The organism is Streptomyces sp. NPDC001480 (assembly GCF_042894725.1).
Taxonomy (GTDB): domain Bacteria; phylum Actinomycetota; class Actinomycetes; order Streptomycetales; family Streptomycetaceae; genus Streptomyces.
Window position 1 is genome coordinate 143851 of the sequence record NZ_JBIAVX010000017.1, and the last position, 23661, is coordinate 167511.

The window sequence follows — 23661 nt, forward strand, 5'->3', positions numbered from 1 at the left end:
AAGTGCACATCCTGCACCCCACCTGCTGAGAGACCTCTGAGGAGACAGTGCTGTGACCGGGATCAAGACGACCGGCGAGAAGAAGTTGATGTTCTTCTCCGGCCGCGCCCACCCCGAGCTTGCCGAGGAGGTCGCCCAGCAGCTGGGTGTCGGGGTCGTCCCGACGAAGGCCTTCGACTTCGCCAATGGCGAGATCTATGTGCGTTATCAGGAGTCCGCGCGCGGTGCGGACTGCTTCCTGATCCAGAGCCACACGGCTCCGATCAACAAGTGGATCATGGAGCAGTTGATCATGATCGACGCGTTGAAGCGTGCGTCGGCCCGCTCCATCACCGTCATCGTGCCGTTCTACGGTTACGCGCGGCAGGACAAGAAGCACCGTGGTCGTGAACCGATCTCGGCGCGTCTGATCGCGGACATGATGAAGACGGCGGGTGCGGACCGCCTCCTGACGGTGGATCTGCACACGGACCAGATCCAGGGCTTCTTCGACGGGCCGGTGGACCACCTGTTCGCGCTTCCGCTGCTGGCGGACTACGTGGGCCGGAAGGTCGACCGGGACAAGCTGACCGTGGTCTCCCCGGACGCGGGTCGTGTGCGGGTGGCGGACCGTTGGTGCGACCGGCTCGGTGCGCCGCTGGCGATCGTGCACAAGCGGCGTGACAAGGACGTGGCGAACCAGGTGACCGTCCACGAGGTCGTGGGTGAGGTCAAGGGGCGTGTGTGTGTCCTCGTCGACGACATGATCGACACGGGTGGGACCATCTGTGCGGCCGCCGACGCGCTGTTCGCGCACGGTGCGGAGGATGTGATCGTGACGGCGACGCACGGTGTGCTGTCGGGGCCGGCGGCGGATCGGCTGAAGAACTCGCGGGTGAGTGAGTTCGTGTTCACGAACACGCTGCCGACGCCGGGTGAGCTGAACCGGGAGCTGGACAAGATCACGGTGCTGTCGATCGCTCCGACGATCGCGAGTGCGGTGCGTGAGGTGTTCGAGGACGGTTCGGTGACGAGCCTGTTCGACGAGCAGTGAGCTTGCAGTGAGGTTTCTGCACGGCTCTCTCGCGGGCTAGTCGAAGATCCTTTTGGCGCGGCCTCCCTTGCCGAGTAGACTGCTTCAGTTGCTCGGCGAGGGAGGCCGTACCCCGTTCTCGGGACTGTACGGCGGTCCGTTATCGACGCGCTCTTCGTAGCAGGCCGTTCGTGTGGCCGGGTGACCACGTCCGTTGCCTACGTTTCTACGAGGAGTGAACATGTCCGAGGTGAAGATCGCCGCCGAGACCCGTAGCGAGTTCGGCAAGGGTGCCGCCCGCCGTATCCGCCGTGACAGCAAGGTTCCCGGTGTGCTGTACGGCCACGGTTCGGACCCGCTGCACCTGACCCTTCCGGGCCACGAACTGCTGCTGGCGCTGCGTACGCCGAACGTCCTGATCTCCCTGGACATCGACGGCAAGACCAACGAGCTGGCGATCCCGAAGTCCGTGCAGCGTGACCCGATCAAGGGCTTCCTGGAGCACGTGGACCTGCTGCTGGTCAAGCGCGGCGAGAAGGTCACGGTCGAGATCCCGGTGCACGCCGAGGGCGAGCTGGCCCCGGGTGGCAACCTGCTGGAGCACGTCCTGAACGCGCTGCCGGTCGAGGCCGAGGCCACGCACATCCCCGAGTCGGTCACCGTGTCCGTGGAGGGTCTGGAGGCCGGTGCCTCGATCCACGCCAAGGACATCACGCTGCCCAGCGGCGTGACCCTGGCGGTCGACGAGGACGCGGTCGTTCTGCAGGTCCTGGCCGCGCAGGTCGAGGAGGCCCCGGAGGGCGGGGAGACCGAGGGCGAAGAGGCCGCCGAGGCCTGATCCTCGTTTCTCGTCATCGTTTCGTCAGCCGCTGTTCCCGTGGGGGGCAGCGGCTGGCGCGCATCAAGGAGACATGGACGTGACCACTGGCGCCAACGCCCCCTGGCTCGTCGTGGGGCTCGGTAACCCGGGGCCCGAGTACGCGATGAACCGGCACAACGTGGGTTTCATGGTGGCCGATCTGCTGGCCGGGCGGATCGGGGGGAGGTTCAAGCGTGCGGGCAGGGCGCAGGCGCAGGTGGTGGAGGGGCGGATCGGTCCTCCTGGGCCGGCGAACCGGCGGGTGATCCTGGCGAAGCCGATGTCGTACATGAATCTGTCGGGTGGCCCGGTGAACGCGTTGCGGGACTTCTACAAGGTGCCGGTGGCGAACATCGTGGCCGTGCATGACGAGCTGGACATCGATTACGGGACGTTGCGGCTGAAGCTGGGCGGCGGGGACAACGGGCACAACGGTCTGAAGTCGATGACGAAGGCGATGGGGGCCGACTATCACCGGGTGCGGTTCGGGATCGGGCGGCCGCCGGGGCGGATGCAGGTCGCCGATTTCGTGCTGAAGGACTTCTCCTCCGCCGAGCGGAAGGAGCTGGACTACTTCGTGGACCGGGCGGCGGACGCGGTGGAGGCTCTGGTGATCGAGGGGCTGGAGCGGGCGCAGAGTACGTACAACTCCTGACTTGTCGCCCGGCGAGGTTGACCGGCCGTAGGGGGATGGCCAATGATCCCGGCCATGCCAGCCACCGCCACCGCCGCCACTCGTTCTCGCCAGGCATCGAATGCCGCGCTCCGGTTCGGCCGGGTCGCCGCGATGGGGACGGTCACGGCGCTGATCCTGATCGCGGGTGTGTGGGCGTCGTGGGGTACGGCGCAGCACGTGATGCTGACGAAGGGGCGGGAGCACGGCACGATCACGGTGGCGTCGTGCGGTGAGGACACGTGTACGGGGTCGTATCGGCCGGTGTCCTCGGGGTCGCGGGCGCGGGGCCGGGTGGTGATCGCCCAGACGGTGGCGGTGCACCGGGGTGGTACGTACTCCGTGGTGGTCAAGCCGAATTCGGACCAGGTGGTGCGTTCGGGGCCGGCGGGGATTCTTTACGCGTGGGTGCCGTTGGGCGGTGCGCTGTTGCTGGCGTCGGTGGTGGTGGCGGGTGGTCTGCGGCGGACGCGGGCGGCCTGGGTGCTGGCGGGGTCGGGGGTCGCGCTGCTGACGGCGGCGTTCGTGACGGTGTGAACGTGTGGACATGAGGGTGCCCCCGGGTTCGGTAGAACCCGGGGGCACCCTTGTGCCCGTGTCCGGTGGGTCAGCCGGTGTTGCGCAGGCCGGCGGCGACGCCGTTGACGGTCAGCAGCAGGGCGCGGGAGAGCAGCGGGTCGGGCTGTTCGCCGGCGGCCGCGGCGTCGCGCTGGCGCTTGAGGAGGGTGACCTGGAGGTAGGAGATGGGGTCCAGGTAGGCGTCGCGGATGGCGAAGGTCTGCTTGAGGACGGGGGTGGCGTCGAGCAGTTCCTTCTCGCCGGTGATCTTCAGGACTTCCGCGACGGTGAGCTCGTGTTCGGCCTTGATGGTGTCGAAGACGTGCTTGAGTTCGTCGGGGACGAGGGTGTCGACGTAGTGCTGGGAGATGCGCAGGTCGGTCTTGGCGAGGGTCATCTCGACGTTGGAGATGAAGTTGCGGAAGAAGTGCCACTGTCCGTGCATCTCGTCGAGCACGGTGTCCAGACCGGTTTCCCGCAGCGCCTTGAGGCCGGAGCCGACGCCGAACCAGCCGGGCACGATCTGCCGGGACTGGGTCCAGCCGAACACCCACGGGATGGCGCGCAGACCGTCGAGCGAGACGCCCGAGCCGGGGCGGCGGGAGGGCCGCGAGCCCAGGTGCAGCTCGGCGAGCTGGTCGACGGGCGTGGAGGCGAGGAAGTACGTCGGCAGGTCGGGGTCCTCGACGAGCCGGCGGTAGGCGGCGTGGGCGGCGTCGGAGACGACGTCCATGGCGGCGTCCCAGCGGGCGAGGGCCTCGTCGGACTGGCGGGGTGCGGTGTGCAGGGCGGAGGCCTGGAGGGTGGCGGCGACCGTCAGTTCCAGGTTCTCGCGGGCGAGGGAGGGGATGAGGTACTTGTCGGAGATGACCTCGCCCTGTTCGGTGACCTTGATCTCGCCTTCGAGGGTGCCCCAGGGCTGGGCGAGGATCGCGTCGTGGCTGGGGCCGCCGCCGCGGCCGACGGTGCCGCCGCGGCCGTGGAAGAGGCGCAGGCGTACACCGTAGCGGTGGGCGACGTCGCGGAGGCGGCGCTGGGCGCGGTGGATCTCCCACTGGCTGGTGGTGATGCCGCCGAACTTGGAGGAGTCGCTGTAGCCGAGCATGACCTCCTGGACGTCGCCGCGGAGCGCCACGAGGCGTCGGTAGGAGGGGTCGGAGAGCATGTCCTCCAGGATCGTGTCCGCGGCCTTGAGTTCGTCGGTGGTCTCCAGGAGGGGGACGATGCCGATCTTGGCCCAGCCGGCGTGGAGGTCGAGGAGGCCGGCTTCGCGGGCGAGGACGGAGGCGGCGAAGACGTCGTCGGCGCCCTGGCACATGGAGATGATGTAGGACTCGATGACTTCGGGGCCGAAGACTTCGAGGGCCTTCTTGATGGTCTGGAAGACGCCGAGGGTCTTCTGGCCGGCCGCGTCGACGGGGGCCGGGGTGGGTGCCAGCGGCCTTCTGGAGCGGAGTTCCTTGGCGAGGAGCTTGGCCCGGTAGTCGCGGGGCATGTCGGCGTAGCGCCAGGATTCCTCGCCGAGGCGGTCGAAGAGCTGGCCGAGGGCGTGGTGGTGGGCGTCGGCGTGTTCGCGGACGTCCATGGTGGCGAGCTGGAGGCCGAAGGCGGCGAGGGTGCGGATGGTGCGGGCGAGGCGGCCGTCGGCGAAGAGGCCGCCGCGGTGTGCGCGCAGTGAGGTCTGGATGGTCCGCAGGTCCGTCAGGAGCTCGGTGGTGCCGAGGTAGTCGCGGCCCTCTTCGTGGGGGGTGCCCTTGGCGAGGCGCTGCTTGGTGTTGGCGAGCTTCTGCCGGATGCAGGTGGCCTTGAGGCGGTAGGGCTCTTCGGCGTTGAGGCGCTTGTAGCGGGGGCTGATCTCGGGCAGGCGTTCGAGGTCGGTCCGCAGGGATTCGAGGAGTTCCTCGGTGGCGCCGGTGTAGCGGATGGAGTTGGAGAGCAGGCCGCGGAGTTCGTCGATGGTGTCGAGGGCGTCGTTGATGCCGTGTTCGTGCTGGAGGATGAGGACGTCCCAGGTCACCTCGGGGGTGACGTTGGGGTTGCCGTCGCGGTCGCCGCCGATCCAGGTGCCGAAGGTGAGGGGGCGGGTGTCGTCGGGGAGCTTGACCCCGACCCGTTCCAGTTCGGCGGTGAGGTCCTCGAGGACGTCGCCGACGGCGCCGGCGTGGAGTTCGTCGAGGTAGTAGATGGCGTTGCGGGCCTCGTCGGCGGGTTCGGGGCGGACGACGCGGAGTTCGTCGGTCTGCCAGACGAGGTCGATGTTCTCGGCCAGCCGGGTGTCGTGGCGGCGGCGGTCGGACTCGATGACGGGGGTCTCCAGGAGCGCGGCGATGCGCCGGAGCTTGTTGAGGACCGACCGGCGTGCGGCTTCGGTGGGGTGTGCGGTGAACACCGGGCGGACGTTGAGGTGGCTGACCGATTCGCGGACGTGCTCGGGGTCGGCGTCCTTGAGGCGGTCGGCGGTGCGGGCGAGGAGGCCGCCTTCGGCGGCGCGCCTGGCGCGCAGTTCGCGGCCTCGGTGGACCTGCTCGGTGACGTTGGCGAGGTGGAAGTAGGTGGAGAAGGCGCGGACCAGCTTGGCCGCGGTCTGAAGTTCGGTGCCGCGCAGCAGCTCGGCGGCGGCCTCGCCGTCCTCGCGGGTGAGGCGGCGGACCCTCTCGACGAGCTCGAGCAGTTCGGGGCCTTCCTGGCGGACGAGGGTCTCGCCGAGGAGGTCACCCAGTCGCCGGATGTCGGCGCGCAGCTCGGTGCTGGTCGTGGTGGTCTGGTCGTCGGCACTGCTCACAGGTGCGGCTCCTTGCAGTGTTGAAGCTCGTCTGGGAGGGGACCCGTGTGTCTGGGCCGTCTGCCGCGCGGCGGGCGCCGCATACGGGCCGGGCATCCGGGAAGAAAACAGAGCGGACCGCGCTGTCCGACCGACACCAAGGATAGGTGTCCGTTCGGACGCGCAGGCTCTTGGGCTCTTGCCGCTGGTCGGCTCGCTGCCATACTTACGACGCCGTAGGTTACGGAACCGTAGGGAAGTACCGCTCGAGTCCCGCTGGTTCCCCTCCGACGGGCACCTGTCTCGACCCTCGACCCCACAGGGGACGCGCATGACCTCAAGTTCCGATGTGATGGAAGACGCCCCGCAGTCGACCGGCACCCCGGCCTCCGCCACGCTGGGCGGCGAGCAGAAGCGTTCGATCGAGCAGATCACGCTGCTCCTCTTCATCACCGTTCCGTTCGTGGCTCTGCTGGCGGCGGTGCCGCTGGCGTGGGGGTGGGGGGTGAGCTGGCTGGATCTCGGTCTGCTGGTCTTCTTCTACTTCCTGGGCTGCCACGGCATCACGATCGGTTTCCACCGGTACTTCACGCACGGTTCGTTCAAGGCCAGGCGGCCGTTGCGGATCGCCCTGGCGGTCATGGGTTCGCTGGCGGTCGAAGGCCCGCTGGTGCGCTGGGTGGCCGATCACCGCAAGCACCACAAGTTCTCCGACGCGGAGGGTGACCCGCATTCGCCGTGGCGGTTCGGGGAGACGGTTCCGGCGCTGATCAAGGGCCTGTGGTGGGCACACATCGCTTGGATGTTCGACGAGGAGCAGACGCCGCAGGACAAGTACGCGCCGGACCTGATCAAGGACCCGGCGATCCGGGCGATCTCGCGCCAGTTCGTGCTGTGGACGGTGGTGTCGCTGACGCTGCCGCCGCTGATCGGCGGTCTGGCCACCATGTCGTGGTGGGGCGCGTTCACCGGCTTCTTCTGGGGTTCACTCGTCCGGGTCGCCCTGTTGCACCATGTGACGTGGTCGATCAACTCGATCTGTCACGCGGTCGGCAAGCGCCCCTTCAAGTCCCGGGACCGTTCGGGGAACGTGTGGTGGCTGGCGGTCCTGTCCTGCGGCGAGTCCTGGCACAACCTGCACCACGCCGACCCGACCTCGGCGCGGCACGGTGTGGAGCGCGGTCAGTTGGACTCCTCCGCCCGGTTCATCCGCTGGTTCGAGAAACTCGGCTGGGCGTACGACGTGCGCTGGCCGTCACGCTCGCGTATCGATTCGCGCCGTAACACCGGGGAAGGCGGCTCCCGGCACCGGAAGGAGACGGCCGAGGCGGCATGATTGACGCCGTGGCGACCGACTCCAGCAGCACCCCGAGCAATGAGAAGCCGCGGCGAGCGCGTCGCACCCGGATGACCGGTGCCGAGCGCCGCCAGCAGTTGCTGGAGATCGGTCGCACCCTGTTCGCGGCGAAAGGTTTCGAAGGCACGTCGGTGGAGGAGATCGCGGCGAAGGCCGGGGTGTCCAAGCCGGTGGTGTACGAGCACTTCGGTGGCAAGGAGGGGCTGTACGCGGTGGTGGTGGACCGCGAGATGCGGCGCCTGCTGGACATGGTCACCAGTTCCCTGACCGCCGGGCATCCCCGTGAACTGTGCGAGCAGGCCGCATTCGCGTTGCTGGACTACATCGAGGAGTACACGGACGGTTTCCGGATCCTGGTCCGCGACTCCCCCATTCCGCAGTCCACGGGTTCCTTCGCCTCGTTGATCTCCGACATCGCCACCCAGGTGGAGGACATCCTGGGCCGCGAGTTCAAGTCCCGCGGCTTCGACCCGAAGCTCGCGCCCCTCTACGCGCAGGCCCTGGTCGGCATGGTCGCGCTGACCGGGCAGTGGTGGCTGGACGTACGCCGGCCGAAGAAGGCCGAGGTGGCGGCGCACCTGGTGAACCTGGCGTGGCACGGGCTGGACGGGCTGGAGCCGAAGCCGCGGTTGATCGGGCATCGGAGGAGCTGACGCGGGGCGGGCTTGATCACCCGTTGTGATGACCTTTGTCGGTTCTGGCGGCTACGGTGGATATCCAGGCCGAGAATCCCGCTCATGGGAGGAATCACCATGACTGCCGAGCCGATCGCCGACCACGACCCCGAGCCCGGCATCCATCTGCCGTTGCCGCCCCCCGGCGGCTTCACGGTCGACGACCTTTTCTCGTTGCCCGACCTCCCGCCGCACACCGAGTTGATCGACGGGAGCCTGGTCTTCGTGAGCCCTCAGCGGGAATTCCACAGTCTGATGATCGACTTGCTGGTGGCGGGCCTGCGTACGACGGTTCCGGAGCACCTGAGGGTTCGCCGTGAGATGACCGTCGTCCTTAACCGGCGCAACGGCCCGGAGCCGGACGTCAGCGTACTGCGCGCGGAGGCCGACACCAGTCTGAGTCAGACACGGTACGAGGCGAACGACGTCGTGCTGGCCGTGGAGGTCGTCTCCCCGGACTCCGAGGAGCGCGACCACGACGCGAAACCACGCAAGTACGCCGCTGCGGGTATCCGGCACTTCTGGCTGGTGGAGATGACCGACACCGACCCGCATCCTGTCGTCCGCGTCTACGAGCTCGACCCTGTTACCAGCGCGTACGGGCTGACTGGCACGTATCACGAGCGCCTCAAGGTCACTGTCCCCTTCGACATCGACATCGACATCAGCCTGGACGCCCTGAGGAAGCTGTAGCCACCGGCTCCAGGAACTCCAGCCGGTTCCCCACCGGATCCTCGGAGTAGAAACGCCGGTGACCGGGCAGGTTGTCGTCCCAGGTCACCTGCGCTCCAAGCGACGCCAGCCGGGCCGCGTACGCCTCTATACCCGTCACCCGCAGCCCCGGATGGGCCTTCTTCGCGGGACGGAAGTCGGCCTCGATCCCCAGATGCAGCTGCACGGCCCCCGCCTGGAACCAGCACCCTCCGCGCGCCGCCAGTACCGGCGGCTTCGGGATCTCCGTCATGCCGAGGACGTCCACGTAGTACGCCCGCAGCAGGTCCTCGCTCCCCGGCGGGGCCGCCAGCTGCACATGGTCCACGGCCGTGAGCATCACGCCTCCCTCGTCGCCACGGCGAAGATCCGCCGGAACGGGAACGGCGTGCCGTGCGGGCCCGCCGGGTAGGCCTCGCGCAGGGCGGCCCGGTACTCGGTGAGGAAGTCCTCGCGCGCCTGGGGGTCGTCGGCGAGCGCGGTGAGCACCGGCCGGAGCCCCGTGCCCTTGACCCAGTCGAGGACCGGGTCCTCGCCCTGGAGCAGGTGGATGTACGTCGTCTCCCACACGTCCGCGGTGCGGCCGGGCCCGGTCAGCCGGTCGAGGTACGCCTCGGGCGCGAGCACCGCGTCCTCGTGGCGCAGGACGTCCGCGAGGCGGTCCTTCCAGCGGGCGGAGTGGGCCAGGGAGCGCATCAGACGGTGGCTGGGGGCGGAGAAGTTGCCGGGGACCTGGAAGGCGAAAGTGCCGCCGGGCGCGAGGGCCGCCACCCAGTCGGCGAAGCGGTCGGCGTGACCCGGGACCCACTGGAGCGTGGCGTTGCTGATGATCAGGTCGTGCGGTTCGGCGGGCGTCCAGGTCCGGGCGTCGGCGGGGGCGAAGTCGAGGCGGCCGCCGCCCGCGGTGGGGCCCGCGTGGTCGACGTGGGCCTTGTCGAGCATCTCGGGCGAGTTGTCGTACCCGGTGATGAGCGCGGTGGGCCAGCGTGCGGCGAGCAGCGCGGTGACGTTGCCGGGGCCGCAGCCGAGGTCGGCGATGCGGGGCGGGTCGCCGGGGAGGTCGGGGACGCGGGCGAGGAGGTCGGCGAAGGGGCGGGCGCGGTGGCCGGCGTGCCGGAGGTACTGGGCGGGGTCCCAGGCGGGAGTGGTCATGTCCCCCACCTTCCCAACCCGATTATCTCGACGTCAAGAGACTTCACATCAAGAGACTTCACGTCGACACAACCACTACACTGATCGTCATGGAGGACGAGGTCGATCGGCTGGTCGCTGCGTGGCGCCGGGAGCGCCCGGACCTCGACGTGGAACCGCTCGAGGTGCTCAGCCGGGTCAGCAGACTGGCCCGGCACCTGGACCGGGCACGCCGGCTGGCCTTCGCCGAGCACCAGCTCGAACCCTGGGAGTTCGACGTGCTGACCGCGCTCAGGCGCGCGGGGACGCCGTACCAGCTCTCGCCGGGGCAGTTGCTGACCCAGACCCTGGTCACCTCGGGCACGATGACCAACCGCATCGACCGGCTGGCCAAGAAGGGCCTGGTGGAGCGGCTGCCCGACCCGAGCGACCGGCGGGGCGTACTGGTCCGCCTGACCGGCGAGGGCCGGGACCGCGCGGACCAGTCACTGGCCGGCCTGCTGGACCAGGAACGGGCGATCCTCGCGGAACTGACCACCGCCCAGCGCAGCGAACTGGCCGGCCTCCTACGCCAGCTGACCGCCCCGTTCGACAACATCCCCGGCTAGATCGGCGGGCCCCACCCCGGCCCGCCTGGCCAGGGCGACCGCGGCGAGGGTGGAGTGGACGCCCAGTTTGCCGAGGACGTTCTGCATGTGGGTGCGGACGGTGTGCGGGGAGAGGAACAGCCGTTCGGCGACCGCCTTGCGGCCGAGGCCCGCGACCATGCAGCGCAGCACCTCCCGCTCGCGCGGGGTGAGGGACTCCACCAGCCGCTCGCTCTCGGTGCGGTGCTTGCGCGCGGCGGTCAGTTCCCGCAGCACCCCGGTGAGCAGGGCGGGCGGCAGATGCGTCTCGTCGCGCAGGACACCCCGGATGACGTTGAGCAGCCGGGACAGCGAGCAGTCCTTGGCGACCCAGCCCGAGGCGCCGGCCTGGAGCGCGAGGGCGGCCCGGCGCGGGTCGTCCTTCTCGGCGAGGACCACGGTCCGTACCGCCGGCTGTGCCGTCCGGACCCCCGCGACCAGCGAGATCCCGTCGACGAGGCCTTCCTCGTCGCCGTCCTGCACCGGCACGGCCGGGCGTATGCCGGGCACATGGCCGCCGAGGTCGGCGTCGACGAGCAGCACGTCGTAGCGGCGGCCCTCGGCGGCCGCCCGCTCCAGGCAGCGCAGCGCGGCCGGGCCGCTGCCGGCGGCGGAGACGTCGACGTCGGGCTCGGCGGCCAGGGCGGCGGCGAGCGACTCGGCGAAGATGCGGTGGTCGTCGACGACCAGGACTCGGATGCGAACCACTGAAACCCCCACTGGTCCGGGAAACGACGACCTTGCGGGTACGACCCCACGGTTGACGGAAACACAACCGCACGGCCGCCGCCGTGCGGAACACTGCTACCCCCACCGCGGGCGTCGTACCCGCGTGTCTCGCCCCCTGATCAGCACCGGCCCCCACCGGTGCTGCACATCAGGGTACGGACCGGGGCGGGCGGCGGAAGGCTATTTGCAGAACTGGCCGTCCAGCGCGTTTATGGTGTGCCGCATGTTTCGTATTGAGGCGGAAGTCGACAAGGCCCGACATGATCTGCTCCGCTCCCGCCTGCGCGACGCCAACACGGCCGCGTCGCCCGTTCTGGCGGCCCTGCGCGGCACGCCGGGTGAGCGGGAGCGTCCGCTGCACGTGTGGGCGTCGGACGAGACCGGTGATTTCGCCGGCGGGCTGGTCGGCCACACCTGGGCGACCTGGCTGCACGTGACGTACCTGTGGGTCGACGCCCGCCACCGCGGCGCGGGCCTGGGCTCCCACCTGCTGGGGGAGGCCGAGCGGATCGCCCGCGCCGACCGCGGCTGCCGCGGTGCCCGCCTGGAGACCTGGGACTTCCAGGCGCCGGACTTCTACCGCCGGCAGGGCTACGAGGTGGTGTGCGTGATCCCCGGCTATCCGCCGGGGATCACGGAGTACACGCTGACGAAGAAGCTCAGCTGATCCGCCGCGCCCCCGGCGCCGGTACCGCCTCGAACACGCGGGGCGCCGTGAAGCCCGCCGCCGCGAAGGCCTCCTCGACGGCCTTGCCGATGGTGTCGACGTCGGCGGCCTCCGCGAGGACGATCGCCGAGCCGCCGAAGCCGCCGCCGGTCATCCGGGCGCCCAGGGCGCCGCCGGCCAGCGCGGTGTCGACGACCAGGTCCAGCTCGGGGCAGGAGATGCGGAAGTCGTCCCGCAGGGAGGCGTGGCCATCGGTCAGCACCGGGCCGATCGCCCGGGTCTCGCCGGCCCGCAGCAGGGCGACGACCCGCTCGACCCGCTGGTCCTCGGTGACGACGTGGCGCACCAGGCGGCGCACCTCCTCCTCGTCGCCGAGCCGCTGGAGGGCCTGGTCGAGCTCGCCGTACGGGATGTCCCGCAGGGCGTCCACGCCGAGCAGCGCCGCGCCCTTCTCGCAGCCCGCGCGCCGCTTGCCGTACTCGCCGCCGCTGTGGGCGTGCTTGACCTGGGTGTCGACGACCAGCAGCCGCATTCCCTCGGCGGCGAGGTCGAAGGGGATCTGCTGCTGGGACAGGTCGCGAGTGTCGAGGAAGAGGGCGTGGCCCTCCTCGCAGCACGCGGACGCCGTCTGGTCCATGATGCCGGTGGGCGCGCCGACGTAGACGTTCTCGGCGCGCTGGCACAGGCGGGCCAGCTGCCAGCGCTGGAGGCCGAGCTCGTACAGGTCGTTCAGGGCGAGCGCGACGACGACCTCCAGGGCCGCCGAGGAGGACAGGCCCGCGCCGGTCGGTACGGTCGAGGACAGGTGGATGTCGGCGCCGGTGACCGGGTGCCCGGCCTCGCGCAGCGCCCAGACCACGCCCGCCGGGTACGCAGTCCACGCGCGGTCGCTCTCGGGGGCGAGCGCGTCCAGGGAGAGTTCCGCGACGCCGCCCTCGATGTCCGCCGAGTGCAGGCGGAGCACGCCGTCGTCGCGGCGCGAGACCGCGGCGGTCGCCACGTGCGGCAGGGCGAACGGCATGACGAAGCCGTCGTTGTAGTCGGTGTGCTCGCCGATCAGGTTGACCCGGCCGGGCGCCGACCAGACGCCTTCCGGTTCGGCTCCGTACAGTGCGGCGAAGGTCTCGCGGACCTGTTGTGCCCCCACTAGTGCTCCCTTGCGATGTGCTGGGCGAACTCCCAGGCGTCGGCGACGATACCGGCGAGGTCCGAGCGGGTCGGCTGCCAGCCGAGGCGCTCGCGGGCGGCCTGGGCGGACGCGACCAGGACCGCGGGGTCGCCGCCCCGGCGGGGGGCCACGACCTCGGGGATCGGGTGGCCGGTGACCTTGCGGACGGTCTCGATGACCTCGCGGACGGAGAAGCCCTCGCCGTTGCCGAGGTTGCAGATCAGGTGCTCGCCGGACCGCGCGGCCTTCAGGGCCAGCAGGTGGGCCTCGGCGAGGTCCGCGACGTGGATGTAGTCGCGGACGCAGGTGCCGTCCGGGGTGGCGTAGTCGTCGCCGAAGACGGAGATCGACTCGCGGCGTCCCTGTGCGACCTGGAGGACCAGCGGGATCAGGTGCGACTCGGGGTCGTGGCGCTCGCCGTACGCGCCGTACGCGCCGGCCACGTTGAAGTAGCGCAGCGACACGGCGCCGAGCCCGTGGGCCGCCGCCTGGCCGGTGATCATGTGGTCGACGGCGAGCTTGGAGGCGCCGTAGGGGTTGGTGGGCTTGGTCGGGGCGGTCTCGACGATCGGGACCTGCTCCGGCTCGCCGTACGTGGCGGCCGTGGAGGAGAAGACGAGCCTGCGCACGCCCGCCTCGCGCATCGCGCCGAGCAGCGCCATGGTGCCGCCGACGTTGTTGTCCCAGTACTTCTCGGGCTTCACGACCGACTCGCCGACCTGGGAGAACGCGGCGAAGTGCAGGACGCCGTCGTAGGAGGAGTCGAGCCACTTGCCCGCGTCGCGGATGTCGCCCTCGACGAAAGCGGCCCCGGCGGGCACGCCCTCGCGGAAGCCGGTGCTCAGGTTGTCCAGGACGGTGACCTCGTGTCCGGCCTGAAGCAGGTGCTGGGCGACCACGCTGCCGACGTAACCCGCACCGCCCGTCACCAGGTACTTCCCGCTCATGAACTCGCTACCTCTCGCAGTCGCTGAGCCGCGCGCTCCGGCGGCACGTCGTTGATGAACACGTTCATGCCGGATTCGGAACCGGCGAGGAACTTCAGCTTGCCGGAGGTGCGGCGGATGGTGAAAAGCTCGAGGTGGAGCGCGAAGTCGTCCCGTGTGACGCCCTCGAAGTCCTCCAGCTGGCCGAACGGCGCCTGGTGCCAGGCGGCGATGTACGGCGTGGGAGGCTCACCGTCCCCGAAGATCCGGTCGAAGCGCCTCAAGAGTTCCAGATAAACCTTGGGGAATTCTGAGCGTGCCGCCTCGTCCAGGGCGAGCAGATCGGGGACGCGACGCTTGGGGTACAGGTGGACCTCGTACGGCCAGTGCGCGGAGTACGGCACGAAGGCCAACCAGTGTTCACCCTCAAGGACGACCCGCTCATCGGCGAGTTCCCTCTCCAGGATGGTGTCGAAGAGGTTCTCCCCGCCGGTGGCGTCCTTGTGTGTCGCGAGCGAACGCAACATCAGCGCGGTGCGGGGGGTGGTGAAGGGGTACGCGTAGATCTGTCCGTGCGGATGCCCGAGCGTCACCCCGATCTCGGCTCCCCGATTCTCGAAGCAGAACACCTGTTCGACCGAAGGGAGGTGCGACAGCTCGGAGGTCCGGTCGGTCCAGGCGTCCAGCACCAGTCGCGCCTGCTCCTCGGTCAGGTCGGCGAAGGAGGCGTTGTGGTCAGAGGTGAAGCAGACGACCTCGCAGCGTCCGGAGTCGCCGGCCAGCGAGGGGAAACGGTTCTCGAAGACGACGGCGTCGTACGACGAGTCGGGGATCTCGCTGAGACGGTCCCCCTGCGAGGGACACAGGGGGCACTCGTCGGCCGGCGGGTGGTAGGTGCGGCCCTGCCGGTGCGAGGCGATCGCCACCGCGTCGCCGAGCAGCGGGTCGTGGCGTACCTCCGAAGTGGTGACCGTGCGTTCCAGCGGGCGCCGGTCCACCGCGTCGCGCACCGCGTCGTCCTTCAGGTCGTAGTAGATGAGCTCACGACCGTCGGCCAACCGGGTCGAGGTCTTCTTCACCGCGACTCTCCATCCGTACACCCAGCAAGGCACCAAACAGAACCGAACACATCAAAGCACAAACCCCCACGTCCGTCACCATCACAATCAAACAAAGAACACCAAGCAAGGTGACAGCCGCATGCGAACCCCCACGTACCTGGCCGCCGAGCTACGGCTCCCGACCAACTGGCTCGACTACACGATCCTCGCGATCTACTTCGTCGTGGTCCTGGGCATCGGTTTCGCCGCCCGCAGGTCGGTGAAGACCAGCCTCGACTTCTTCCTCTCCGGACGCTCGCTGCCCGCCTGGATCACCGGCCTCGCCTTCATCTCGGCGAACCTGGCGGCCACCGAGATCCTGGGCATGGCGGCCAACAGCGCCCAGTACGGCGCCTACACCGTCCACTGGTACTGGATCGGCGCCATCCCTGCCATGGTCTTCCTCGGCCTGGTGATGATGCCCTTCTACTACGGCAGCAAGGTCCGCTCGGTGCCCGAGTTCCTGCTGCTGCGCTTCGACAAAGGGGCGCACCTGCTCAGTTCGATCCTGTTCGCGTTCGCGGCCATCCTGATCTCCGGGGTGAACCTCTACGCCCTGGCGATCGTCGTCGAGGCGCTGCTGGGCTGGCCGCAGTGGGTGGCCATCGTGGTCGCCGGCGCCTTCGTCCTCGCCTACATCACCCTCGGCGGACTGTCCTCCGCCATCTACAACGAGGTGCTCCAGTTCTTCGTGATCCTGGCGGCCCTCATCCCCATCACCGTCCTCGGTCTGAAGAAGGTCGGCGGCTGGGGCGGCCTGACCGACCGGCTCACCACCCTGCACGGCCACAACTTCACCACCGCCTGGGGAGGCACCGGCATCGGCAGCGCCAACCCGCTGGGCGCCAACTGGCTGACCATCGTGCTCGGCCTCGGCTTCGTGCTCTCCTTCGGCTACTGGACGACGAACTTCGCCGAGGTGCAGCGCGCGCTGTCCGCGAAGAACCTCTCCGCCTCGCAGCGCACCCCGCTGATCGCCGCCTACCCGAAGGTCTTCATCGTCTTCCTGGTGATGATCCCGGGCCTGGTCGCGGCGGCGCTGGTGCCGAAGATCGGCACGACCGGCTCCGGCCTCCAGTACAACGACGCCATCCCCTACCTGATGCAGGAACTGCTGCCCAACGGCGTGCTCGGCATCGCCGTGACCGGGCTGCTCGCCGCCTTCATGGCGGGCATGGCGGCCAACGTGTCGTCCTTCAACACCGTCTTCACCAACGACATCTGGTCGAAGTACGTGGTCCGGCACCGCGAGGACGCGTACTACGTGCGGTTCGGGCGGCTGATCACGGCGATCGGTGTGCTGGCGTCGATCGGCACGGCGTTCCTGGCCTCGTCGTTCTCCAACATCATGGCGTACCTCCAGACGCTGTTCTCCTTCTTCAACGTGCCGATGTTCGTCGTCTTCATCGTCGGCATGTTCTGGAAGCGGGCGTCCGCGAAGTCCGGCTTCTGGGGGCTGCTCGCCGGCACCGTGACCGCGATGGTCAACTACTTCGTCATCTACAAGAAGGGCATCATCGGCATCCCCACCGACCAGGGCGCCAACTTCGTCTCCGCGATCGCGGGGTTCGTCGCCGGCGCGGTGGTCATGGTCGCCGTGTCCCTGTTCACCGCGCCGAAGCGGGAGCGCGACCTCCAGGGGCTGGTGTACGGCACGCGGTCGCCGGGGATGGCCGAGCCGCCCGCGCCCGGGGACGAGGCGTGGTACCGCAGGCCCGCGCTGCTGGGCTGGGGCGCGGTGATCCTGGCCGCCGTCTGCTACGTCCCGTTCTCGTTCTGACCGCGGGAGGATGGAGAGACCATGTCCGAACACTCAGCGTCCTCTGAGTTCCCCGAGTTCTCCGAGGAAGAGCTCCAGCGGGAGGTCATCGAGCTGGAGCACCAGTCCGCGACGGCCGCGCGGATCTTCGATCTGCGGCGGATCATCGGCGGGCTGTTCGTGCTGTACGGGATCATCGTGACGATCGCCGGGATCACCGCGTCCGACGCCGAGATCAACAAGGCGCAGGGAGTGAACATCAACCTGTGGACCGGGATCGGAATGCTGCTGCTGGGGCTGTTCTTCCTGGCCTGGCTCAAGCTGCGGCCCACGCCTCCGCCGGTTCCGCATGTCGCGCCGGACGAGGAACAAAACGGCGCGGGCGAGTGAACGGGCGCCGGGTGGCTGTACTCAGCCCGTCCGGCGTTTGAGGACGAGGCCCGTTCAGGGCCGAAGCGGGGGCCTGGGGGCGGCAGCCCCCAGAGAGGCCCGCGGCCACGCCGGGTGGGCTACGATCTCGGCCCGGTCGACGCCCGGTCCAAGAGCCCCGTGCGCGCGGCCAGCGCCGCCGCCTCCAGGCGGGAGCCCACGCCCAGTTTCATCAGGACCCGCTGGACGTGGGTCCGGGCCGTCGACGGGGCGATGCCCATGCCGGCCGCGATCAGGCGGGTGTCCTCGCCGTCGGCGACCCGGACCAGGACCTCCACCTCGCGCGGGGTGAGCATCTGGAGGAGGCGCTGGCCCTCGTCGTCGGGCTGGGCGGCGGGGTTGAGCAGCTCGTGGAAGGCGCCCTGCAGCAGCTGGGGGGCGACGGCCGCCTCCCCGGACCTGGCCTTCATGATCGCCCGCTCGACGCCCTCGATGCGCTCGTCATGCCGGACGTAGCCGGAGGCCCCCGCCGCGAAGGCCGCCGCGATGCCCCGCGGCGACGGGACGGGACCCAGCACCAGGACCGCGACCTGCGGGCGCTCCCGCTTGATCTTCACCACCGGGTCGAAGACCCCCGGTTCGGCGGGCGCCGCCGTGCCCAGCAGGCACACCTCGGGCGCCCGGCTGATCACCAGGTCCGCCGCGCCCGCGGCCGGTGCCGCCGCCGCGAGGACCCGGTGTCCCCGCAGCTTCAGCGCCGAGGCCAGCGCCTCCGCGAGCAGTCGGTGGTCGTCGACCACCATGAGCCGCACTCCCATAGAGCAACCCCCCAGTCCCCCCCATGGATGCCCCACTATGGATGCCCACGGTCCACTTGGACAGAGGGCCCCCCGGCACCCCGCCCTTCATGCCCCCGGAAGCTACACGCTTGTTCGACGTCGCGCTGCCCCTACTGGTGAGAAGTGCCCCGGATCGCTGAAATTCCTGCTATTCCGAACAATCGAGAGCGCCTGACGGGTGATCAGTTCTTGGTGCCGAACGCGACGACCAAGTCCTTCTCGCCGGCCGAGGTGGACGACGACCTGTCCGCGTAGATCGCCGACATGTACAGGCGGCCCCCGGAGAAGAGGATCTCCGCGTAGTCCGGCAGCATGTCGGTCTCCGCGTTGCGCACCGACTCGGTGGCCGGGTTCTCCAGCAGCTTGGTCTCCTTGAAGGAGCCGCCGGCGATGCTGACGATCTGTCCCCCCTTGTTGTAGGGCGGACGCTTGTACGCGAGCAGGTTGCCGCCGTCCATGCGCAGCGGGGAGATCGTGTAGCCGTCGCCGGCGTCGGCGCGCTGGCCGGTCTGCTTGCCGGTGCCCAGGTCGAAGGCGACGATGTCGTTGGTCCTGCTGTACTGGGCGCTGCCGTCGTGCTCCTCGGTCGGCACGTACAGCCTGTCGTTGCCGACGACGATCTCCTTGCAGTACTCGACGCGGGTGATGCCGTCGCAGCGGCCGCCGAAGGAGTCGGCCGGCGCGGAGATGCGGGTGCGCAGCCGGCCGGTCTTGTTGTCGATGGAGAAGTAGTCCGAGATGCCGCTGCCGTCGCCCGCGCTGTCGTTGACGTCGGCGGCGACCACCAGCGGGTCGGTGGAGACGATGCTGGCGTACTCGATACCCTCGGCCATCTTGTACTCGGAGATCACCTTCCCGGACTTCGGGTCGATGGTCTGGATGTGCAGCTGGTGGTTGTCGTACTGGCCGCACTTGCGCACCGCCACCAGCTTCTCGCCGCCGCCGTACCCGGCGTCGTAGCAGGTGTCGGTCGACTTCGGCTGCCACAGCACCTTGCCGGAGGCGATGTCGAGGGCGGCGCCCCCGCTGGTGCTGCCGACGGCGACCGTGTTCTGCGCGACCGTCACGTTCTCGAAGCTGATCGGGTAGTCGCCGGAGTCGACCGTCTTCGTCCACAGCTTCTTGCCCGCGGCGAGGTCGATCGCGGCGATCTGGCTGCACCCCGCGGAGAGGCCCTTCGCGGGCATCTTCGGCTGGAAGACGATCGCCGTCCGGCCATCGGAGGTGACGTGGTTCGTGGCCGAGCAGACCGGGCCGGGCAGCTTGATCGTCCACAGCTTGGTGCCCTTGGCGGGGTCGTAGCCGACGATCTGGGCGACGCCGCTCTTGGCGTACACCTTGTCAGTGAGCCAGGAGCCGGCGGTGGACACGGTGTCGTTCGCCTTGGGCAGCGGGATGTCGAAGAGCTGTGTGGCGGCGGTGTCGGCCGGCACCTTCTCCTTACCGCCGGTGGAGGTGCCGCCGCCCTTGTCGTCGTTGCCGCCCGTGCCGCCGCTGGAGCTCGCGGTGTCCTTCTTGCCGCTGCCTGCGCCGCTGGACTTCGCGTACCAGACCCCGCCGCCGATGATCAGGGCGACCGCGACCAGTGCCGAGACGATGATGACCAGCGAGCCGTTCACCTTGCGGCCGCCACCACCCGGCTGTCCTGGCTGCGGGTGCATCGGCATGGTCGGCTGGCCCGGGTAGCCGTAGCCGGGCTGACCGTACGCGGTCGGCTGCTGGGCGTACGGGTTCGGCTGCTGGGCCGGGTAGCCGTAGCCCGGCTGGGGCTGCGGAGGCTGCGGCGCGTGCGGGTAGCCGTAGCCGGGCTGCGGGACGGGGGGCTGCGGGGCCGGCGGGGTCTGCGGCTGCTGGGCCGGGGGCGGCGGAGGCGTCTGTGCGGCCGGCGGGGTCTGCGGCGGCTGCGGCGGCTGCGGCGGGCCGAAGCCGCCCTGCTGCGGGGGCTGGTTCGGCGGCGGAGGCGGCGGCTGGGTCATGGCTGATGTACCTCGGGAGGAAGCTCGGAGAGCGGAGCGGAAGGCGGCGGAGGAAGGCGGCGGCGGAACGAGCTCACTTGCCGAAGGCGAGCATCAGCTTCTCCTTCGCGTCGTCGTTCCCGGACAGCCGGGTGGAGGAGATGTAGAAGCGCCCGTCGGCCCAGGCCACCGCGCCGTCGTAGAAGCCGTCCTCGATCTGGGCGGTGCCGCTGGGGTTCTGGAGCAGCTTCGTCACCTGGTGACCGGAGCCGCCGGTCGGGATCGACACGATCTGTCCGCCGGTGTCGTACGACGGGTGCACGTACGCGACGAGCTTGCCGCCCTCGACGTCCACGGGGACCATCGACTCCTCCGTCGGGGACTTCACACGCCACTTCGCCTTGCCGTTGGCGAGGCTGATCGCGACGATCTCGTTGGCCCCGCTCGTGGTGTCGGTCGGCAGGTAGAGGGTGTCGGCGTCGGCGGCGACGCCCTGGCAGCCCTGGAGGTCGCGTTCGAGGATGGCCCAGCCACAGCTCGGGGCGAACTTCTCGTCGATCTTGACCTCGGAGCGGAACTTGCCGTCGGCGGTGAAGGTGGAGATGTTCCAGGCCTTCTTGTCCTCGTTGGTCAGATAGACCACGAGCGGGTCGACGGAGTAGGTCCGCGCGACCTTCCAGCCCTTCTTGACCTTCTGGGTCCACTTGACCTTGCCGGTGGCCGGGTCGAGCGACTGGATCTCGTCGTGCTCGTCGCTGCCGGTGACGTCGCAGGAGGCGACGGAGAACAGCCGGCCGGCGCCGCCCGCGAACGCGCTCGGGAAGCAGTCGGTGCCGTACTTCTTCTTGTCGTACAGCTTCTTGCCGGTGCCGAGGTCGTACGCCGTGCCCGACTGGGAGCGGCCCACCATCAGCGTCTTGCCGCTGATGGTCAGTTCGACGCTGATCGCGCTGTCGAACAGCCCGCCGTCGGCGACCTCGCCGCTCCAGCCCTTCTTGCCCGTGTTCAGGTCGATCTGCTGGAGCTGGTTGCACTTGGCGCGGTCGCTGGTGCCGCTCATATACGCCACGACGACCTTGTCGTCGGCCGACTTCTGCGGGGTGGCCGCGCAGATCTTCTGCGGGAAGGTGATGGGGGACCAGGTGGGGGCGCCGTCGCCCACGTTGTAGGCGAAGACCTGCTTGTAGGCCGCCTTCACCGCCGTCTTGCCGGTGATCCACATGCCGGGCGCGTCGGCGCCGGAACGGGGCGCGTCCGGTGCCGTCTTGTACCAGAGCACCTTGGCCTCGCCGGGCTTGCGGCCCGCGTTGAGGTCCTCCGGGTCGGACTTGCCGTCGCCGCTGCCGTCACCGGGGTTGGCCGGGGTGGTCGCGGTGGACGTGCCGCCGTCGCTCTGCTGCGCGACCGGCTTCTTCTGGCCGCCGTCGTCACCGCGGGTGACCGCGTACACGGTGCCGCCGATGACCAGCAGGGCCGCCACCGCCGCCCCGACGACGATCGCGGGCTTGCCCTTGAAGGGGCCGCGCGGGCCGCCGGGCGGCGGGGTTCCGGGTGCGCCGGGGTACTGCGGCTGCTGCGGGTAGCCGTACCCGGGCTGCTGTCCGTACGGGCCCGGCTGCTGCGGCTGCCCGTACGGACCGGGCCCGCCGGGCGCCGCGTACGGTCCGGGCTGGGCGTAGGGGCCGGGCTGCTGCGGATAGCCGTAGCCCGGCTGGGGCTGCGGCGGCGGTGCCTGCGGCGGGCCGAAACCGCCCTGCTGCGGTGGCTGATCGGGCGGCTGGGTCATCAGCGCGTCTCCCCCTCGTTCACTGATTTTTAGCCAGTTCTCAGACCGCTCTTTCTACCACCCGGGTCCGACAGCACAGCGGGCCGGACCAACCCCTGTTCCCAAGGGAGGACCGGCCCGTGATGCCGTCGTTACGCGCCCGCACGCCCCCTTCACACGGCGCGCGCGCCGCCTACGCGTCCTCGGCGAGTTCCAGCCAGCGAAGCTCCAGTTCCTCCCGCTCCGCGACCAAGTCCCGCAGCTGCGCGTCGAGTTCGGCGACCTTCGCGAAGTCCGTGGCGTTGTCCGCGATCTGGGCGTGCAGCTTGGACTCCTTCTCGGAGACGCGGTCCAACTGCCGTTCGATCTTCTGGAGTTCCTTCTTGGCGGCGCGCTGGTCGGCGGCGCTCTTCTCCGCGACGGCCGGCTTGGGCGCCGAGGTGGCTGCGGATGCGGCGACCGCCTCCTCCATGCGCTGCCGTCGCTCCAGGTACTCGTCGATGCCGCGCGGCAGCATCCGCAGGGTGCCGTCGCCGAGGAGGGCGTACACCCGGTCGGTGGTGCGCTCGACGAAGAAACGGTCGTGGGAGATGACGATCATCGAGCCGGGCCAGCCGTCGAGGACGTCCTCGAGCTGGGTGAGGGTCTCGATGTCGAGGTCGTTGGTGGGCTCGTCGAGGAAGAGGACGTTGGGTTCGTCCATCAGCAGGCGCAGCAGCTGGAGCCGGCGCCGCTCACCACCGGACAGGTCCCCGACGGGCGTCCACTGCTTCTCCTTGTTGAACCCGAACGTCTCGCACAGCTGACCGGCGGTCATCTCCCGCCCCTTGCCGAGGTCGACGCGCTCGCGGACCCGCTGCACGGCCTCCAGGACCCGCAGGTTCGGGTCGAGTTCGCCGACCTCCTGGGAGAGGTAGGCGAGCTTGACGGTCTTGCCGACGGCGATGCGCCCGCCGACGGGCTGCGTCTCGCCCTCCGTGCGGGCCGCCTCGGCCATGGCCCGCAGCAGGGAGGTCTTCCCGGCGCCGTTGACGCCGACCAGGCCGATCCGGTCGCCCGGGCCGAGCTGCCAGGTGACGTGCTTGAGCAGCACCTTGGGGCCGGCCTGGACGGTGATGTCCTCCAGGTCGAACACCGTCTTCCCGAGCCGGGAGGAGGCGAACTTCATCAGCTCGCTGCTGTCCCGGGGCGGCGGCACGTCCTTGATCAGCTCGTTGGCGGCCTCGACGCGGAAGCGCGGCTTCGACGTACGGGCGGGCGCCCCGCGCCGCAGCCAGGCCAGCTCCTTGCGGACCAGGTTCTGCCGCTTGGTCTCCTCGGTGGCGGCGATGCGCTCCCGCTCGGCCCGCGCGAAGACGTAGTCGGAGTAGCCGCCCTCGTACTCGTAGACGGTCCCTCTCTGCACGTCCCACATGCGGGTGCACACCTGGTCGAGGAACCACCGGTCGTGGGTGACGCACACCAGCGCGGAGCGCCGCTCGCGCAGGTGCCGGGCCAGCCAGGAGATGCCCTCGACGTCGAGGTGGTTGGTGGGCTCGTCGAGGACGATCAGGTCCTGCTCCTCGATGAGCAGCTTCGCCAGCGCGATCCGCCGCCGCTCGCCACCGGACAGCGGCCCGATGACGGTGTCGAGCCCCTTCGGGAACCCCGGCAGGTCGAGCCCGCCGAAGAGCCCCGTCAGTACGTCCCTGACCTTGGCGTTCCCGGCCCACTCGTGGTCGGCCATGTCACCGATGACCTCGTGCCGGACGGTCGCCGCCGGGTCGAGGGAGTCGTGCTGGGTGAGCACCCCGAGCCGCAGCCCCCCGGAGTGCGTGACCCGCCCGGTGTCGGACTCCTCCACCTTGGCCAGCATCCGGATGAGCGTGGTCTTGCCGTCGCCGTTGCGCCCGACGACCCCGATCCGGTCCCCTTCGGACACGCCGAGCGAGACACCGTCCAGCAGCGCACGGGTGCCGTACACCTTGCTGACGTTCTCGACATTGACCAGGTTGACGGCCATTTCACTCCTGCCGGCGGGAC

22 protein-coding genes are annotated in these 23661 nt (G+C 69.8%); 11 read left to right on the forward strand and 11 right to left on the reverse strand.

From position 1 onward, the window contains the following. Positions 1-52 precede the first annotated feature (52 nt). The 4 genes from ACFY01_RS35500 to ACFY01_RS35515 all read left to right on the forward strand — a co-directional run bounded on the left by ACFY01_RS35500 (position 53) and on the right by ACFY01_RS35515 (position 3081). Positions 53-1033, forward strand: a complete 981-nt coding sequence (locus tag ACFY01_RS35500) for a ribose-phosphate diphosphokinase (RefSeq protein ID WP_390739866.1) — start codon at positions 53-55, stop codon at positions 1031-1033. 220 nt (positions 1034-1253) lie between these two features. After that, positions 1254-1850 carry a 50S ribosomal protein L25/general stress protein Ctc gene (locus ACFY01_RS35505; RefSeq protein ID WP_390739867.1) on the forward strand — a complete coding sequence of 199 codons (597 nt, stop codon included), beginning with the start codon at positions 1254-1256 and terminating at the stop codon, positions 1848-1850. A gap of 73 nt (positions 1851-1923) precedes the next feature. Further along, complete coding sequence (gene pth, locus ACFY01_RS35510; protein ID WP_390739868.1) at positions 1924-2526, forward strand: aminoacyl-tRNA hydrolase; 603 nt, start codon at positions 1924-1926, stop codon at positions 2524-2526. Positions 2527-2568: 42 nt separating this feature from the next. Further along, a complete protein-coding gene (locus tag ACFY01_RS35515) occupies positions 2569-3081 on the forward strand; it encodes a hypothetical protein (RefSeq protein ID WP_390739869.1) in 513 nt (170 codons plus the stop codon). 70 nt (positions 3082-3151) lie between these two features. On the opposite strand, the gene ppc is transcribed toward ACFY01_RS35515, so the two are convergent. After that, on the reverse strand, positions 3152-5884 hold the full coding sequence (ppc, locus tag ACFY01_RS35520; protein WP_390739870.1) for a phosphoenolpyruvate carboxylase: 2733 nt from the start codon (positions 5882-5884) through the stop codon (positions 3152-3154). 310 nt (positions 5885-6194) lie between these two features. Here ppc and ACFY01_RS35525 point away from each other — a divergent pair, with 310 nt between their 5' ends. The 3 genes from ACFY01_RS35525 (at position 6195) to ACFY01_RS35535 (ending at position 8587) form a co-directional block, all read left to right on the forward strand. Then, complete coding sequence (locus tag ACFY01_RS35525) at positions 6195-7199, forward strand: acyl-CoA desaturase (protein WP_390739871.1); 1005 nt, start codon at positions 6195-6197, stop codon at positions 7197-7199. Beyond that, positions 7196-7873: a TetR/AcrR family transcriptional regulator gene (locus ACFY01_RS35530; protein ID WP_361443453.1), complete on the forward strand. Its 678-nt coding sequence runs from the start codon at positions 7196-7198 to the stop codon at positions 7871-7873. The genes ACFY01_RS35525 and ACFY01_RS35530 overlap by 4 nt, the downstream gene beginning before the upstream one ends. 99 nt (positions 7874-7972) lie before the next feature. Further along, on the forward strand, positions 7973-8587 hold the full coding sequence (locus ACFY01_RS35535; RefSeq protein WP_390739872.1) for a Uma2 family endonuclease: 615 nt from the start codon (positions 7973-7975) through the stop codon (positions 8585-8587). On the opposite strand, the gene ACFY01_RS35540 is transcribed toward ACFY01_RS35535, so the two are convergent. Both ACFY01_RS35540 and ACFY01_RS35545 read right to left on the reverse strand, forming a co-directional pair. Next, positions 8559-8945, reverse strand: a complete 387-nt coding sequence (locus ACFY01_RS35540; RefSeq protein WP_390739873.1) for a VOC family protein — start codon at positions 8943-8945, stop codon at positions 8559-8561. The genes ACFY01_RS35535 and ACFY01_RS35540 overlap by 29 nt on opposite strands. Continuing rightward, positions 8945-9757 (reverse strand): trans-aconitate 2-methyltransferase, encoded by an 813-nt coding sequence (locus ACFY01_RS35545; RefSeq protein WP_390739874.1) that lies wholly within the window; start codon positions 9755-9757, stop codon positions 8945-8947. The genes ACFY01_RS35540 and ACFY01_RS35545 overlap by 1 nt, the downstream gene beginning before the upstream one ends. An 89-nt stretch (positions 9758-9846) precedes the next feature. On the opposite strand from ACFY01_RS35545, the gene tamR reads away from it, so the two are divergent. Next, positions 9847-10344, forward strand: a complete 498-nt coding sequence (tamR, locus tag ACFY01_RS35550; RefSeq protein WP_390739875.1) for a MarR family transcriptional regulator TamR — start codon at positions 9847-9849, stop codon at positions 10342-10344. On the opposite strand, the gene ACFY01_RS35555 is transcribed toward tamR, so the two are convergent. Next, the gene (locus ACFY01_RS35555) at positions 10303-11070 is read right to left on the reverse strand and encodes a LuxR C-terminal-related transcriptional regulator (protein WP_390739876.1); all 768 of its coding nucleotides are present in this window, start codon (positions 11068-11070) and stop codon (positions 10303-10305) included. The genes tamR and ACFY01_RS35555 overlap by 42 nt on opposite strands. A gap of 232 nt (positions 11071-11302) precedes the next feature. Between ACFY01_RS35555 and ACFY01_RS35560 the strand changes: the two genes are divergently transcribed. Then, positions 11303-11758, forward strand: coding sequence for a GNAT family N-acetyltransferase (locus tag ACFY01_RS35560; RefSeq protein WP_390739877.1), 456 nt, complete (start codon positions 11303-11305; stop codon positions 11756-11758). Here ACFY01_RS35560 and galK read toward each other — a convergent pair. Genes galK through galT form a run of 3 tightly spaced genes read right to left on the reverse strand, consistent with a single transcriptional unit; the run spans position 11751 to position 14931 of the window. After that, positions 11751-12905: a galactokinase gene (galK, locus tag ACFY01_RS35565; protein ID WP_390739878.1), complete on the reverse strand. Its 1155-nt coding sequence runs from the start codon at positions 12903-12905 to the stop codon at positions 11751-11753. The two genes, ACFY01_RS35560 and galK, sit on opposite strands and share 8 nt — an antisense overlap. Then, positions 12905-13873, reverse strand: coding sequence for a UDP-glucose 4-epimerase GalE (galE, locus tag ACFY01_RS35570; RefSeq protein WP_390739879.1), 969 nt, complete (start codon positions 13871-13873; stop codon positions 12905-12907). Before galE ends, galK begins: the two co-directional genes overlap by 1 nt. After that, the gene (galT, locus tag ACFY01_RS35575; protein ID WP_390739880.1) at positions 13870-14931 is read right to left on the reverse strand and encodes a galactose-1-phosphate uridylyltransferase; all 1062 of its coding nucleotides are present in this window, start codon (positions 14929-14931) and stop codon (positions 13870-13872) included. Before galT ends, galE begins: the two co-directional genes overlap by 4 nt. A gap of 121 nt (positions 14932-15052) precedes the next feature. Here galT and ACFY01_RS35580 point away from each other — a divergent pair, with 121 nt between their 5' ends. Further along, entirely contained in the window at positions 15053-16732 is a 1680-nt protein-coding gene (locus ACFY01_RS35580) for a sodium:solute symporter family protein (RefSeq protein WP_390739881.1), read from the forward strand. A 21-nt stretch (positions 16733-16753) separates the two neighbouring features. Continuing rightward, the gene (locus tag ACFY01_RS35585) at positions 16754-17101 is read left to right on the forward strand and encodes a hypothetical protein (protein ID WP_390739882.1); all 348 of its coding nucleotides are present in this window, start codon (positions 16754-16756) and stop codon (positions 17099-17101) included. A gap of 119 nt (positions 17102-17220) precedes the next feature. On the opposite strand, the gene ACFY01_RS35590 is transcribed toward ACFY01_RS35585, so the two are convergent. The 4 genes from ACFY01_RS35590 to ACFY01_RS35605 all read right to left on the reverse strand — a co-directional run bounded on the left by ACFY01_RS35590 (position 17221) and on the right by ACFY01_RS35605 (position 23641). Then, entirely contained in the window at positions 17221-17898 is a 678-nt protein-coding gene (locus ACFY01_RS35590) for a LuxR C-terminal-related transcriptional regulator (RefSeq protein ID WP_390739883.1), read from the reverse strand. A 203-nt stretch (positions 17899-18101) separates the two neighbouring features. Then, positions 18102-19895, reverse strand: coding sequence for a PQQ-binding-like beta-propeller repeat protein (locus ACFY01_RS35595; RefSeq protein ID WP_390739884.1), 1794 nt, complete (start codon positions 19893-19895; stop codon positions 18102-18104). Between the two features lie 73 nt (positions 19896-19968). Beyond that, positions 19969-21660, reverse strand: a complete 1692-nt coding sequence (locus ACFY01_RS35600) for a PQQ-binding-like beta-propeller repeat protein (RefSeq protein ID WP_390739885.1) — start codon at positions 21658-21660, stop codon at positions 19969-19971. Positions 21661-21832: 172 nt separating this feature from the next. After that, positions 21833-23641 (reverse strand): ABC-F family ATP-binding cassette domain-containing protein, encoded by a 1809-nt coding sequence (locus ACFY01_RS35605; protein ID WP_390739886.1) that lies wholly within the window; start codon positions 23639-23641, stop codon positions 21833-21835. Positions 23642-23661: the final 20 nt, after the last annotated feature.